Genomic DNA, 13,759 nt, shown 5'->3' with positions numbered 1-13,759 from the left:
ATAAACGGCAGATTGTCGGCATCGCCTCATCTTCACCCCAGCCTCAACATCTTTGAACCCTACAATGCGATAGCCTGCTGGACAGGAACGATCTTATCCAGTTCCGGTTCGATGCGCATCTTCTCCGCCTCGAGATCAAACGCCATCTGGGCGCGCAGCCAATAACCATCCGTCAGGCCAAAGTAGCGGCAAAGGCGAAGGTCGGTGTCGGCCGTCACACGACGCCTCCCCAAGATAATCTGCCCAATGCGTTGAGCCGGAATCCCAGTCTCCTTAGCAAGGCGATATTGAGAAATACCCATAGGGACAAGAAATTCCTCTTTGAGAAGCTCACCAGGAGTCACCGGCGGCAGCAAATCGGACGCAGTCTCATCACTTGTGATAATCGACGTTTTCGACATTCCAAGCCGTCCCCTGTCTCCACTCAAAACAGACCCGATAGCGCTCATTACGATGCAATTATCGTATCGCCTTACGTTAATAACGTTAAACGTTTCTATAGACTTATATCTCTATTATATCGTACGTCTGTTCGTGTTTTTTAGAGCAGGTGTTCTTCGCCAATTAACCAAGCAAAAGCAATCGTTTGTAGGCGTCGAGGCCTTTGAGCAGGATTTCCTCGTCAAAGAGCATGGTATCGGTATGCAGAGCGCTCGTGGCATAGGCGGGACAGCCATCCGAATCGCTCGGGTTTTCTTGACCCTCCGGCACGCCCGTGCCCAGCAAGAAGAACACGCCCGGCAGATGGCGCTGATAGAACGCGAAATCCTCGGCGATTAGCAGCGGCTCGTCCACAAGTTGCAACTCGGGCAAGGCAGGCGCAATATGAGCGAACAGCTCGGGGTCGTTGTCGACCGGCGGATAGCCCTCGGCAAAGTCGAGATCGTACGTACAGCCTGTTGCGGCGCAGGCCTCGTCCAACACGCGGCGCACGCCCTCGCGCGCACGGTCGAACATACCGTCCGTAAACACGCGCAGGCTGCCGGCAACATGGGCCTCCCCCGCCACCGCGTTGCAAACCGTACCGGCCTGCAGCAGGCCGAACTTACCAATGCAGGGCTCGTCGGCACCCAACTCGTCCATGAGCTCGCGCTCGGAAACCAAGAACTTGGCAGCCGCCAATGCCGCATCGTGCGATTCGCCAACGGGAACGCCGTAGGTCTTGGCAATATGGGTACTCGTCCCGTGAATGTGCACATGTGTCTCGCTCGAACGTGCTAGCAGCGGACCGGGGCAGCTCGCCAACATACCGGCAGGCAAATCGGGCCACACATGGAAGCCGAAGATGCGGTCGGCACCATAGCACTCGAATACACCGCTCTCGCATACCGTCTTGGCGCCACCGGTCGTCTCCTCGGCAGGCTGGAACACAAAGAGCACGTTGCGCTTGATGGCACCTGGCTGCTCGCGAATCGTACGGTCGACGTACGTCGCGGCGGCAAGTGCCATGGCCATGTGTCCATCGTGCCCGCACGCGTGCATCTTTCCGGAATGCGTCGAGGCAAAGGCCGCACCCGTCGCCTCCGCGATGGGCAGGGCGTCCATGTCGGCGCGAATCGCCGTAGCACGCGCGGCGCCCGTACCGGCATCGAAGAAAGCGCAGACGCAGCTGGGACACGGATGGGTCACCTCGCAGGCGAGCGGCGCCAACACGCCCTCAATATAGGTGATAGTCTGCGGAAGATCGAAGTCGAGCTCCGGGATCCTGTGCAAGTCGCGCCGATAGCGGCGGAGTTCTTGGAGCTCGGTCATAAAGGTTCCTTTCATAGGTGCGCGCCAGTTGCCATCTTATTGTGCCGCAAGATTGCCACACCCTTATTTCCAGCATATCCCTGCATTTTTTAAACGTTATATACGAATACTCTTGTTTGGTAAAGTGCAACGTGGTAGGGTCTTTACCACTTGATAGAGGCGCGGGCACGAAGAGCCGCGGGCGAGTCGGCAGACTTTGACCCCGCGGGGAGGCGAAACCCGCCGAACTGGGTTTTTCGGGCACGAACAGCCTGGTGGGCCTGCGGGAAACACCCACAGGACTGTCTGCAGCAATGCGGGAGCGCTATCCGGACATTGGGTCCACGCTATGCGGATTCGATGCGCCGATGGCGCCGTCTGGATAGCGAGGTTTACGGGACATGGCATTGACCCCCAACGAGGCATATGCGGCTAAGCAGCCGTTTGTGGACAAGGAGACGCTCGAGCATATCGTCGAGCAGTTCCCCACGCCGTTTCATCTATACGACGAGGCGGGCATCCGCCGCAACATGCAAGAGGTGCGCGATGCCTTTGCATGGAACCCGGGCTTTAAGGAATACTTTGCCGTCAAGGCCAATCCCAACCCGGCACTCGTCTCCATTCTCAACGAATACGGCTGCGGCTGCGATTGCTCGAGCTATACCGAGCTCATGATTGCCCGCTCGCTGGGCATCACGGGACACGACATCATGTTCTCGTCTAACGACACGCCAGCTGCCGACTTTGAGCTCGCCGACAAGCTGGGTGCCATCGTCAACTTTGACGACATCAGCCACATCGAGTTCTTTGAGCGCGTCGCGGGGCCCATCCCCAAGACGGTCAGCTGCCGCTTTAATCCGGGCGGCCTGTTCCAGCTCTCCAACGGCATCATGGATAACCCCGGCGACTCCAAGTACGGCATGACCACCGAGCAGCTCTTCGAGGCCTTCCGCATGCTCAAGGCCAAGGGCGCCGAGGACTTTGGCATCCATGCCTTCCTTGCCAGCAACACCGTCACGAACGACTACTACCCCAAGCTTGCGCGCATCCTCTTTGAGCTTGCCGTGCGCCTGGAGCGCGAGACCGGCGCACATGTCGCCTTTATCAATCTGTCCGGCGGTGTGGGTATCCCCTACCTACCCGAGCAGCAGGCTAACGACATCCACGCCATCGGCGAGGGCGTACACGCAGCCTACGACGAGATTCTGGTCCCCGCCGGCATGAGCGATGTGGCCATCTGCACCGAGATGGGTCGCTTTATGATAGGCCCCTACGGCTGCCTGGTCACCAAGGCCATCCACGAGAAGCAGATCTACAAGGACTATATCGGCGTGGACGCAAGCGCCGTCGACCTCATTCGTCCCGCTATGTATGGTGCCTACCACCACATTACGGTGATGGGACAGCCGGGTGGCCCTGACAAGACCGCAGCACCGGTCACGAACACGTATGACATCACGGGCAACTTGTGCGAGAACAACGATAAGTTCGCCATCGACCGCGAGATGCCGCAGATTGACATGGGTGATGTGCTCGTGATCCACGATACCGGCGCGCATGGCTACTCCATGGGCTACAACTACAACGGCCGCCTGCGCTCCGCCGAGGTATTGCTGCGCCCCGACGGCTCGGCAGACCTCATTCGTCGCGCCGAGCGCCCGGGCGACTACTTTGCCACGCTCGACGTGTTGCCGTGCGGCCGCGAGCTGCTGGCAAAGTCGCGCGCCGAAAGCGCCCGTCGTCGCGCCCAGGACGAACGCCTGGCCATTGCCGCCCAATGGAACAAACGCATCCAGATCGCAGAAGCGAAGGAGAAGAATATGGATGTCCGCAACCTCGAGGGCTCTATCGTCGCCCTCGTCACACCATTTAAAAAGGACGGCAGTGTCGACTTTGACGCGCTCGAGCGCCTTATCGATTTCCACCTGCAAAACGGCACCGACGCCATCCTCACCCTGGGCACCACCGGCGAGAGCGCCACGATGACCGATGACGAGGACAACTCCGTTGTCGCCGCCGTGGTCAAGCAGGTTGCAGGCCGCGTCCCCGTCATTGCCGGCTCGGGCTCCAACTCGACGCAGACCATGCTCACCAAGTCGCTCACCTACCAGGGCCTGGGAGCCGACGGCCTACTGCTCATCACCCCCTACTACAACAAGTCCAATGAAGAGGGTATCTATCGGCACTTTAAGACCGTCGCCGACGCCGTGGACATCCCCTGCATCCTGTACAACATCCCCGGCCGCTGCGGCTGCAGCATCAGCGAGCGCAACGTAGAGCGCTTGGCCGCACACCCCAACATCATGGGTATCAAGGAAGCCTCGGGCAACGTCGCCTACGCGGCCAAGATTGCCCACCTGCTGTCCGACGACTTCCGCATGTACTCGGGCGAGGACGCGCTCACCGTGCCGCTCATGAGCCTGGGCGCCTCGGGCACCATCAGCGTGTGGGCCGACGTTCAGCCGCAGCTCGTGCATGACATGTGCCGTGCCTATCTGGACGGTGACGTGGCACGTGCCCGCGACATCCAAATTGCCGGCCAGCCGCTCATCAACGCCCTCTTTAGTGAGGTCAACCCCATCCCCGTTAAAGAAGCGCTCGCTCAGATGGGTATGATCGAGGCAAACTACCGCATGCCGCTATGCCCCATGGCCAACGACACGCGCGCTGCACTTACCGATGCTCTGAAGGGAGCTGGTCTGCTTGATTAAGACCGTCATTATGGGAACGGGCCGCATGGGCTCGCTCATCCGCACCACCGCCGAGGGCGTTGTCGACGCCGCCGGTCAGCCCGTTTTTGATATCGTCACCCAGATCGGTTTTGATCTGTCCGAGCTCGAGAGCGCACCGGCAGCCGACGTCATCATCGACTTCTCGAACGTTGCGGCCTTCGATGCCGTCGTCGCCTATGTCGAGCGCACGGGTGCCGCACTCGTTTCCGGCACCACGGGCTACACACCCGATCAGATGGACCGCCTGCGTGAGCTGGGTCAGAACGCCCGCGTCATGCACTCCGGCAATTACTCCATCGGTATCGCAGCCCTGCGTCATCTGGTAGCACAGACCACACGCGAGCTGCCCGGCTTTGACTGCGAGATTGTCGAGACGCACCACAACCAAAAGGTTGACGCCCCCAGCGGCACTGCCAAGTTGCTGCTCGACGCCGTAGTTGAGGCCGAGCCCGAGGCAGGTTACCACCCCGTCTATGGCCGCGAGGGCATGTGCGGCGCGCGCGACCCCAAGGAGATCGGTATGCACTCGCTGCGCGGCGGCACCGTCGCCGGCGTGCACGAGGTGAGCTTCTTTGGCCAGGACGAGGAGGTCACGCTCACACACCGTGCCACGAGCCGCCAGATCTTTGTCAACGGCGCCCTGGCCGCCGCCCAGAAGCTCGTCACCCGCGACCCCGGCTTCTACACCTTCGACCAGGTCATGTTTGCCTAACCAGGTATCAACCGTATCCACGCAAAGGAGAAACAGCATATGAGTAACGCAGCCGAGATGGATGCACAGGAGATTATCAACTACATCGCCACCGCGCCCAAAAAGACGCCCGTCAAGCTGTACGTGCGCGAGAAGCCGGGCATGAAGGTCCAGTGGGGCAATGCACACGTCTACGGCGGTCGTCGTGGCAAGACCGTCTTTGGTGACTGGGATGAGCTCAAGGCAATCCTCGACGCCAACGCCGACTCCATCGACTACTACGACGTCGAGAATGACTGCCGCAACTCCGCCGTGCCCATGCTCGACCTCAAGGGCATCAACGCCCGCATCGAACCGGGCGCGATCATCCGTGACCGCGTCGAGATCGGCGATCGCGCCGTCATCATGATGGGCGCCATCATCAACATCGGCTCCGTCATTGGCGAAGGCTCCATGATCGACATGGGCGCCGTCCTGGGCGGCCGCGCCACCGTGGGTAAGAACTGCCACATCGGCGCCGGCACCGTGCTGGCAGGTGTCGTGGAGCCCGCCAGCGCCACGCCCGTCATCATCGAGGACGATGTCATGATCGGCGCCAACGCCGTGGTCCTGGAGGGCGTGCACGTGGGTAAGGGTGCTGTCGTTGCCGCCGGCGCCGTGTGCGTCGAGGACGTCCCCGCCGGCGCCGTAGTGGCCGGTGTCCCCGCCCGCGTCATCAAGATGCGCGACGAGAAGACCGACAGCAAGACTGGCCTCGAAGAGGGCTTACGCCAGCTTTAATAGTTACGCGGTTTTGACAAACCGCGTTTTCGCTGACGTATGCTCAACCTGTAGCGCAATGTCAGCAACCAAGCCGAAAACAAAAAAAGGCCGAAGCACCATCGGAGCTTCGGCCTTCATCATCTCAGGGCTCCGTCGTATTCAACCATGGCAGGCCGCTTTGACAGGCGCTCCGCGGCCGTCCTATAGACCTCGGAACGGTCGCGCCGCCCTATTGCCACGATCTCGGCAATCTCAACCGTTCCGTCCTCCCGGATCCGAAAAACCATTCGGAGTCCTGCATTGCGCCATTTGATCTTTTTGCAGCCGGCAAGCTCGCCGTGAAGCGGCGTTCCAATTTCATCAGCGCGCGTCTTTAATTTCGCGACTGCAATACGGACAAGTCTTCGCTGAGATCCATCTAGTTTTTGATATTCCTTCTCGACGTCTCGATTCAAAAAGCCGACGACAAAATGCCCACTCATTCGAAAAGATCCTCATCGGGGATCGCGTCCGGATCCATCGATTCAAACTCCGCGAGCTCCTCGGCAGTTAGGGCGTCCTCAAACGGAACAAATTCATGCGGACCATGCTTGACTCGATCCGCGGCGATGCGATTTATCTCAAGTTCACGCAGATACTGCAGCGCGCCGTACATTTCCTCATAGGCAGCATAGTCGATAATCACGGTATCGATATCATTATGATCGGCAATGAACTGAGGCGCGCGTTTTGCGCGTTTACGAATGGCGGACAAAGACTTGCTTGCTTCGGTAGCAGAAACAACCTGGTCTTTTGTAAACACCGGTTTTTCCAGAACAAGTGGGGACATTTTGACCTCCAAAAAATAATCTGGATTATATTTCAAATTATACTTCAAAACATAATCCAGACTTTTATTCAAAAAAAAGCCTTATCGATTCTCGATGCTGCCAATATTCTTGAGCTCGATGGAGATGAGGCCGTTGGGTTCGTTGACGAACTCGATGTACTCGGAGTTCGAACCCATCTCGGCCGGGAAGCTGATCTCGATACCCGTGTCGGTACGGATCTTGTGATTGCGCACGGCAGCGCGCTCGACCTGCTTGCGCTCCACGGGCACGCGCTCGGGCACTTTCTCCTCGGTCAGCGCCGCGCGCACGTTTTCCTTGATGACCGGTTCGTCCTCAAAGACCTCATCGACGATATCCCAAGGCGGCAGTTCCTCGTCATCCTCAACCTTCTCGGCCACAGCGGCCTTAACCTTGGCGAGCGCCACGGCCGTGTTGGCGCCGTGCTCCTCGGCGACTTCCTCGACCACACGCGTCACGGTGTCGATGACCTCCTTGCCCGATACGCCCGTGTCGCACTGCAGCAGGCCATCGGGAATAAGCATACGGTCCTCGCCGGCAATCTTGCGTTTCTTGTCCACGTAGCCGATCTCCATGGTGCTCGCGCGCACGATGGCATAGCTTGGCACCTTTTGCGAGGGGTTTGGCAGAATAGCGTAATGGCGCGCGATGTCATTGCGCACCTCCCCCTCCTCGCGGCCCACTTCGTGCATAAAAGCCTGCTTGGAGCCCAGCAGCATCACGGCAAACCAGCGGGCATCCTCATCGTCGTCAAAATCGGCCACGAGCACGTCGGTGGACTCGGCTTTCTCGGCTTTGGTGAGCTCGGAGGAGATAAACTCCGCAATCTGCTGCGACAGGTCCACAAACTCGCGATCGCCAAAGAAATAGCCCTTGAGCTCGCCGCCAAACGCAGAGTTCTCGGCAAACGTGGCGCGCTTATTGTCGGCCGAGGTACGCGCGCGGCGCAGATGCGTGGTCACGAAGTTGCGCACGGTACGGCTCTCGATATCGAGCTCGCGCTGGCTCATGACGTTGACGGCAGAGTCAAAGTCCAGGATATGCAGAATCGCGTGATTGATTTTCATATACGGCATTCCGTTCTAGATCGATTTCGGCACGAACCAGTATAGCGGTCGAGCCCGCCCCAGGCGCATCGAAGAATGGTGCATCGGGGACAGGTTGCTCTGCACCAATGGCTAGCACAGGAGCTAGGACTGCCAAGCCTCGAGCTGTTCTGCCAAACTCTTGCCGGCAGCGGGCATGTCGATTTGGGGTCGTTTGGGCAGCAGTGCGCATTTAAGGATTGCCACGATGGTCTGCGAGACAAGGCGTCGCGTATCCTTGTCAAAGCCTTGCGCAGCCTGGAGCATCACGGGCAGGCTCTCGCGCAGATTCCCAGCGATATCCGCAAACCGCTCAGCACCCGTAGCCTCAAACACGGAGAACAAGGCATCTACAAAACGCTCGCGCTCGCCAGGTGACACCGCAAGCAGCATCTCGCGAATGGAACCGTCAACATATCGCGCGCCAGCAGACAGGTGTTCGCAATACACAAAGTCGCGACCATCAATCACCCAGCTAAAGGGATTGTGTTGCAGCAAACTAAACTCGGTGCTTTCGACGATAGCATAGTCTTCCTGCGTCTCGAACATCATGCCGAATATCGACGACTGGGGCAGGGTTTTATCGATACGACCGGAAAGACTCGCAAAAGCGTCTCCGCTCAGAAACTCCTCGACGAAGCCCGGACCATCATGGGAATACGCCCGTTCGATTCGCTCACGGGCGACATCGGAGCACATCGCCGCACCGTACACCGCAAGGTTTCCACCCTTGGAATGACCTCCGCACAAAAGCGGCCCGTCAATCGCATCCGCCGCCTCGCCTACATAGCGCGCTGCGGATTCCTGGGCCGGCACAGGGCACCGGAACGCCATGTTAAAGTCCTCTTTCCAGCCCACGATCGTGCTGTCGGTCCCCCGGAAGGAAAGATAACTAAACCCCGCCGGAAACCGGAACGTCATGGCTGCAAACTGCTCTGTCGCCACCATATCGCTCACGGCACGATAGCCGCAAACGTGCACGCCACGGTAGCGAGGGCTTGCTGCCACGGCCTCCAACAAGGCCCTGCTCCCCTCTGGGTCCCACAAGTCGTCAATCATGTCCCGGTAGCACTCGGCACGCAGCAGCTCGCGTACGTCTAGGCCCTGCCAGTTCGTCAGCTCCGCCATATCACCCGGCAAACGCAAATAGGACAACCACGCAAAGACCAGGCTATCCACCGCGCAGAACGACCGCTCCTCAAACGAATCAAACGCCGTCTGGGCATAGGTCAAGAAATTAGGCGTATCCGACATGGCCCTCCCATCAACTAAGGTGCATTGGGATGGTGCATTGGGGTCAGGTTACTTTGCACCAAAAAGGCGCCCGGGCCGTGTGGACCCGAACGCCTTCATTGTAGCTTTTCGCTCGAGCGAGCTTGATTTAGCAGGAGAAATCGACGCTGTCGATGATGTCCTTGAGAGCCTTTGCAGAGGCGGTGAGCTCATGCTGCTCACCATCGTTCAGCGGCACGGGAACGCGGCAGACAACGCCGTCGCGACCAACGACCGTCGGCATGGAGATGGCCAGATCGGACAGGCCATACTCGCCCACCATGAGCGAAGAGACCGGCAAAACGGTCTGCTCGTCACGCATGACGGCAGTGCAGATGCGCTTGACAGCCATGGCGACGCCGTAGTAGGTAGCGTGCTTCTTCTCGATGATGGTGTAGGCGGAGTTCTTGACGTCGTCGGCGATGCGCTTCTCGGCGGCTTCGTGCTCCAGGTGGCCGTGAAGCTCGCAGAAGGTGCTCAGCGGAACGCCGGCAACCTGAGCGCTGGACCAAGCGACAAACTCGGAGTCACCGTGCTCACCCATGACATAGGCCTGGACATCGCGCGGGTCAACCTCGACATGAGCACCAAGCATCTGCTGCAGGCGGCCAGTGTCGAGCACGGTGCCGGAACCGATGACGTGGCCCTCGGGCAGGCCGGACATCTTGATGGCGGCGTAGGTCAGAACATCGACCGGGTTGGAGACGATGAGCAGAATGCCGTCGAAGCCGGACTTCTTAATCTCGGGGATAATGGACTTAAAGATTCTGACGTTCTTGTTGACCAGGTCCAGGCGGGTCTCACCGGGCTTCTGGGCAGCGCCAGCGGTGACGACGATCATGGCGGCGTCGGCGACATCGGAATAATCGCCGGCGTAGATCTTCATCGGCTCGGCAAACGTCATGCCGTGCGCGATATCCAAGGCCTCACCCTCGGCGCGGTTCTTGTCCACGTCGATGAGGACCATCTCGGAGAACAGACCACTCTGCATCAGCGCGAACGCCGAAGACGAACCGACGAAACCGCAACCGACAATAGCGACTTTCTTCTCGTTAACCATTAGAAACTCCCATCTCTCTCCACAAACAAGCCGCCCGGGAACGACCCGAGCGGCTTGCCGTAATCCCAATACATCCAATCGGGACTTTGATTATGCTCCTATTCGAGGCCAAAAATCGACCGTTTACCGAAAATGTTTGCAGGATTCGTAAAAGAACTGTACGAAATCGGTTTTGATCTATTGACGAGCCGAAATATCTTTTTAATAGAGACCCGCCTCGCGAATGGCCTCGACAGCCAAAGCAATCTGATTGGGCGGCAGGACCAGCGCCATGCGCACGTGTCCCTCGCCCGAAGGGCCAAAGCTCGCGCCCGGCGTCACCACAACGCCGGCCTTCTCCATGAGCTCCTCGCAAAACGCCATAGAATCGGTGCGACCACCGGGAAGCTTGGCCCACACAAACATAGAACCATGCGCGTTGGGACGCTCCCAGCCCAGGTCCTCAAGACCGTCGCACAGGGCATCGCGGCGTTCCTGGTACTTCAGACGCTGTGCCTCGACCTCATCGCGCGGGCCATTAAGGCACGCGATTGCAGCCTTCTGGATCGGGAAGAACATGCCAAAGTCAATCTGACTGCGCAGCTTGGCAAAGGCAGAGACCACATCCTCGCGGCCGACCAAAAAGCCGATACGCGCACCGGTGACGTTAAACGACTTGGAGAGCGAGAAGAACTCAACGCCCACCTCGAGCGCGCCAGGGTACTGCAAGAAGCTTCCGCCCGGATCGCCGTCGAACACGATGTCGGAGTACGCGTTGTCATGGACGATGAGCAGGTCGTGCTCGCGGGCGAAAGCGATGATCTCCTCGTAGACCTCGGGCGTGCCCACCGAGCCCACCGGGTTCGCGGGCAGCGACACGATCATGTACTTGGCACGATCGGCCACCTCGGGATCGATACCCGCCACATAGGGCAGGTAATTGTGCTCGGCAATCAGCGGATAGTACTCGAGCTTGGCATCGGCGATCTTGGCACCCGCCTCAAAGACCGGGTAGCACGGATCGGGAACCAGAATGGTGTCGCCCGGATCGAGCAGGGCCAGGCCCAAATGGCCCACGCCCTCCTGAGTGCCGTTGCACGACTGCACCATGGACGGCGTAATGCCCGAAACGCCAAAGCGACGCTCATAGTAATCGCACACGGCTTGCTTGAGTTCGGGCAGGTCGCGCAGGGCATACTTCCACATCTCGGGATCTTGGGCTGCTCGCGTGAGCGCCTCGACCACGTGGTCGTACGGCTTAAAGTCGGGCGTGCCCACGCTCATGTTGTAAATGGTCTTGCCCTGAGCCTTCAGCGCGAGGAGCTTGTTGTTGAGCGAGGCGAAAACCTCCACGCCAAAGCGGTCGAGACGCTGCGATGCCTGCATGGTGCCACCTTTCGATATAAAAAACGCGGCGCTCCGACAAGAGCGCCGCGCGATACGGGCCATCAGATTGCAAAAGTGTAACGCTTACAAACCCCGCATTGGTTCAATTTAGCCAACCTTAGTCAATTGCGTTGAGCGCGTCGATCTGTGCAAGCCATAGACGCGAGCTGGCGTCACTCGGCATACGCCAATCGCCGCGCGGGCTGAGCGTCACCGAGCCCACCTTGGGACCATCGGGCAGGCAGCTGCGCTTAAACTGCTGGGCAAAAAAGCGACGATAGAACGTACGCAACCACGTGTGGACGGTCTTGGCGTTGTAGACGCCCTCGAAGCTCTTGAGCGCCATGCGGTAGATCTTGCCCGGCTCAAAGCCAAAACGAAGCAGGAAGTAGAGAAAGTAGTCGTGCAGCTCATACGGGCCCACCAAATCCTCGGTCTTCTGCGCAATCTCGCCATCGCCCGTGGGTGGCAGAAGCTCGGGGGACACCGGCGTATCGAGGATATCGAGCAGCACCTCGGCAATACGCCCGCCAAAGACATCAGCCGCATAACGCACCAGATGGCGCACAAGCGTCTTGGGCACGCTCGCGTTGACGGCGTACATGCTCATGTGGTCGCCGTTATAGGTGGCCCAGCCGAGCGCCAGCTCCGACAGATCGCCCGTGCCGATGACAAAACCGCCAGCCTGGTTGGCCAGATCCATCAAAATCTGCGTACGCTCGCGAGCCTGGCTGTTCTCGTAGGTCACGTCCTGCACGGCCGAATCGTGCTCAATGTCCTTGAAGTGCTGCTCCACGGCCGCGTGGATCGAAACCTCGCGGAAGCTCACACCCAAGTCGCGGGCGAGCGACTCGGCATTCGACTTGGTGCGATGCGTCGTGCCAAAACCGGGCATGGAGACCGCCGTGATACCCGTGCGCGGCAGCCCCAGCGCATCGAAGGCACGCACGGTCACAAGCAGTGCCAGCGTGGAGTCCAAGCCACCCGAAAGGCCGATGACCGCAGCCTTGGTGCCCGTGTGGGCAAGGCGGGTCTTGAGGCCGGCGGTCTGCAGGTCGAGGATGGTCTCGCAGCGCTCGGCCAGGTCACCGTGGTCGGCCGGCACAAAGGGCGCGCGGGGGAAGACACGGTCGATGTCGCAGGCGTTGCGCAGGACAGGTTCGTCTGTCAGCACGCCCTCAAACGAAAACTCAACGGTCGTGGCCTCCGGCGCATCGTCCGTGCGCGCCCACGTCGTCGAGCGACGGCGCTCGGCAACCAGGCGGTCAAGGTCAACGTCGGCGATGGCCATATCGCAGGTAAGCAGTTTGGTGGCGGCGAGCTTGGAGCCGTTTTCGTAGATAAGGTTCTCGCCCGCAAAGACCATGTCGGTCGTGGACTCGCCCTCGCTCGCGTCTGCATAGGCATAGGCGCAGTACAGGCGCGCGCTTTGGTTAGAGATAAGGCCGCGGCGGTAATCTGCCTTGCCGATGATCTCGTCCGAGGCCGACGGGTTGAGAATCACCGTCGCACCGTCAAGCGCCATCTCGGTCGAAGGGGGTGCCGGCACCCACAGGTCTTCACAGACCTCAACGCCCAGCACCAGGTCCTCGGCACCCTCATCGCAGCAGCGGTAGACAAGCCCCGAGCCAAGCGGAACCGGACCCTGACCGGCAAATTCAACCCACACGGGATCCGCAGGCGCCGGAGCAAACCAACGGCGCTCATAGAACTCGCCATAGTTAGGCAGATACTTTTTGGCCGTGAGGCCCAAAAGCTCGCCCGCGCAGCACACGGCGGCGCAGTTGTAGATATTCTCGGCAACCGCAACGGGAAGACCGACGGTAAAGACAATCGGCAGCTCGCGGGTTTCATCGAGGATGTGCACAAGTGCCGCCTCGCAGGTATGCAGTAATGTGCGGTTATGGAACAGATCGGCCGCGGTATAGCCGCACAAGTTGAGCTCGGGCAGCACCAGAGCACGAACACCGTGCTCGGCAGCCTCGCGAACGGCCGCCAACGCAACCTCGGCATTGCCCTCGACATCGGCAACGCGAATCTTGGGCGAGGCCGCCGCCACACGCAAAAAGCCGTCGTTCTTAACTTGACCGTTTAGAAAATCGTTCATGCGAGCTCCAACACATCCGTTTAGCCGCAACGAGCAGCGGCAATAAAGTCCGCCTCCATTGTACTGTCAAGTTCAATCCGCGCTGATGGGCAGTCTCATGATTAAA

12 protein-coding genes and 1 riboswitch are annotated in these 13,759 nt (G+C 59.6%); of the genes, 3 read left to right on the top strand and 9 right to left on the bottom strand.

Going from position 1 to position 13,759, the window contains the following annotated elements; all coding sequences use genetic code 11:
- Nucleotides 1-59 precede the first annotated feature (59 nt).
- Nucleotides 60-401, bottom strand: a complete 342-nt coding sequence (locus SFLMC1_RS06265) for a HigA family addiction module antitoxin (protein ID WP_152074818.1) — start codon at nt 399-401, stop codon at nt 60-62.
- Between the two features lie 163 nt (nt 402-564).
- Nucleotides 565-1,752 (bottom strand): amidohydrolase, encoded by a 1,188-nt coding sequence (locus SFLMC1_RS06260; RefSeq protein ID WP_152074819.1) that lies wholly within the window; start codon nt 1,750-1,752, stop codon nt 565-567.
- A gap of 146 nt (nt 1,753-1,898) precedes the next feature.
- Nucleotides 1,899-2,067, top strand: a riboswitch (Lysine riboswitch).
- 65 nt (nt 2,068-2,132) lie between these two features.
- On the opposite strand from SFLMC1_RS06260, the gene dapA reads away from it, so the two are divergent.
- The 3 genes from dapA to dapD are packed head-to-tail and all read left to right on the top strand — an operon-like array spanning nt 2,133 to nt 5,934.
- Nucleotides 2,133-4,442 (top strand): 4-hydroxy-tetrahydrodipicolinate synthase, encoded by a 2,310-nt coding sequence (gene dapA / locus SFLMC1_RS11295; RefSeq protein WP_152074820.1) that lies wholly within the window; start codon nt 2,133-2,135, stop codon nt 4,440-4,442.
- The gene (dapB, locus tag SFLMC1_RS06245) at nt 4,435-5,175 is read left to right on the top strand and encodes a 4-hydroxy-tetrahydrodipicolinate reductase (protein ID WP_222838040.1); all 741 of its coding nucleotides are present in this window, start codon (nt 4,435-4,437) and stop codon (nt 5,173-5,175) included. The genes dapA and dapB overlap by 8 nt, the downstream gene beginning before the upstream one ends.
- 39 nt (nt 5,176-5,214) lie before the next feature.
- Nucleotides 5,215-5,934 carry a 2,3,4,5-tetrahydropyridine-2,6-dicarboxylate N-acetyltransferase gene (dapD, locus tag SFLMC1_RS06240; protein ID WP_117564410.1) on the top strand — a complete coding sequence of 240 codons (720 nt, stop codon included), beginning with the start codon at nt 5,215-5,217 and terminating at the stop codon, nt 5,932-5,934.
- Nucleotides 5,935-6,053: 119 nt separating this feature from the next.
- Here dapD and SFLMC1_RS06235 read toward each other — a convergent pair whose 3' ends face one another.
- The 7 genes from SFLMC1_RS06235 to SFLMC1_RS06205 form a co-directional block, all read right to left on the bottom strand.
- Nucleotides 6,054-6,398, bottom strand: a complete 345-nt coding sequence (locus SFLMC1_RS06235; protein WP_152074821.1) for a type II toxin-antitoxin system RelE family toxin — start codon at nt 6,396-6,398, stop codon at nt 6,054-6,056.
- Nucleotides 6,395-6,817, bottom strand: coding sequence for a hypothetical protein (locus tag SFLMC1_RS06230; RefSeq protein ID WP_152074822.1), 423 nt, complete (start codon nt 6,815-6,817; stop codon nt 6,395-6,397). Before SFLMC1_RS06230 ends, SFLMC1_RS06235 begins: the two co-directional genes overlap by 4 nt.
- Nucleotides 6,818-6,826: 9 nt before the next feature.
- Nucleotides 6,827-7,831, bottom strand: a complete 1,005-nt coding sequence (locus SFLMC1_RS06225; RefSeq protein WP_152074823.1) for a nucleoid-associated protein — start codon at nt 7,829-7,831, stop codon at nt 6,827-6,829.
- A 123-nt stretch (nt 7,832-7,954) separates the two neighbouring features.
- Entirely contained in the window at nt 7,955-9,103 is a 1,149-nt protein-coding gene (locus SFLMC1_RS06220; protein WP_152074824.1) for an Mbeg1-like protein, read from the bottom strand.
- Between the two features lie 127 nt (nt 9,104-9,230).
- A complete protein-coding gene (locus SFLMC1_RS06215; RefSeq protein WP_152074825.1) occupies nt 9,231-10,181 on the bottom strand; it encodes an L-lactate dehydrogenase in 951 nt (316 codons plus the stop codon).
- A 201-nt stretch (nt 10,182-10,382) separates the two neighbouring features.
- A complete protein-coding gene (locus SFLMC1_RS06210; protein ID WP_152074826.1) occupies nt 10,383-11,546 on the bottom strand; it encodes a pyridoxal phosphate-dependent aminotransferase in 1,164 nt (387 codons plus the stop codon).
- 118 nt (nt 11,547-11,664) lie between these two features.
- Complete coding sequence (locus SFLMC1_RS06205) at nt 11,665-13,653, bottom strand: NAD(+) synthase (RefSeq protein ID WP_152074827.1); 1,989 nt, start codon at nt 13,651-13,653, stop codon at nt 11,665-11,667.
- Nucleotides 13,654-13,759 lie beyond the last annotated feature (106 nt).

This window comes from Collinsella aerofaciens (assembly GCF_901212495.1).
In the GTDB taxonomy this organism is placed as follows: Bacteria; Actinomycetota; Coriobacteriia; order Coriobacteriales; family Coriobacteriaceae; genus Collinsella; species Collinsella aerofaciens_H.
Note: the sequence above shows the minus strand (reverse complement) of the source record. Positions and strands in the feature narration are given on the sequence as shown.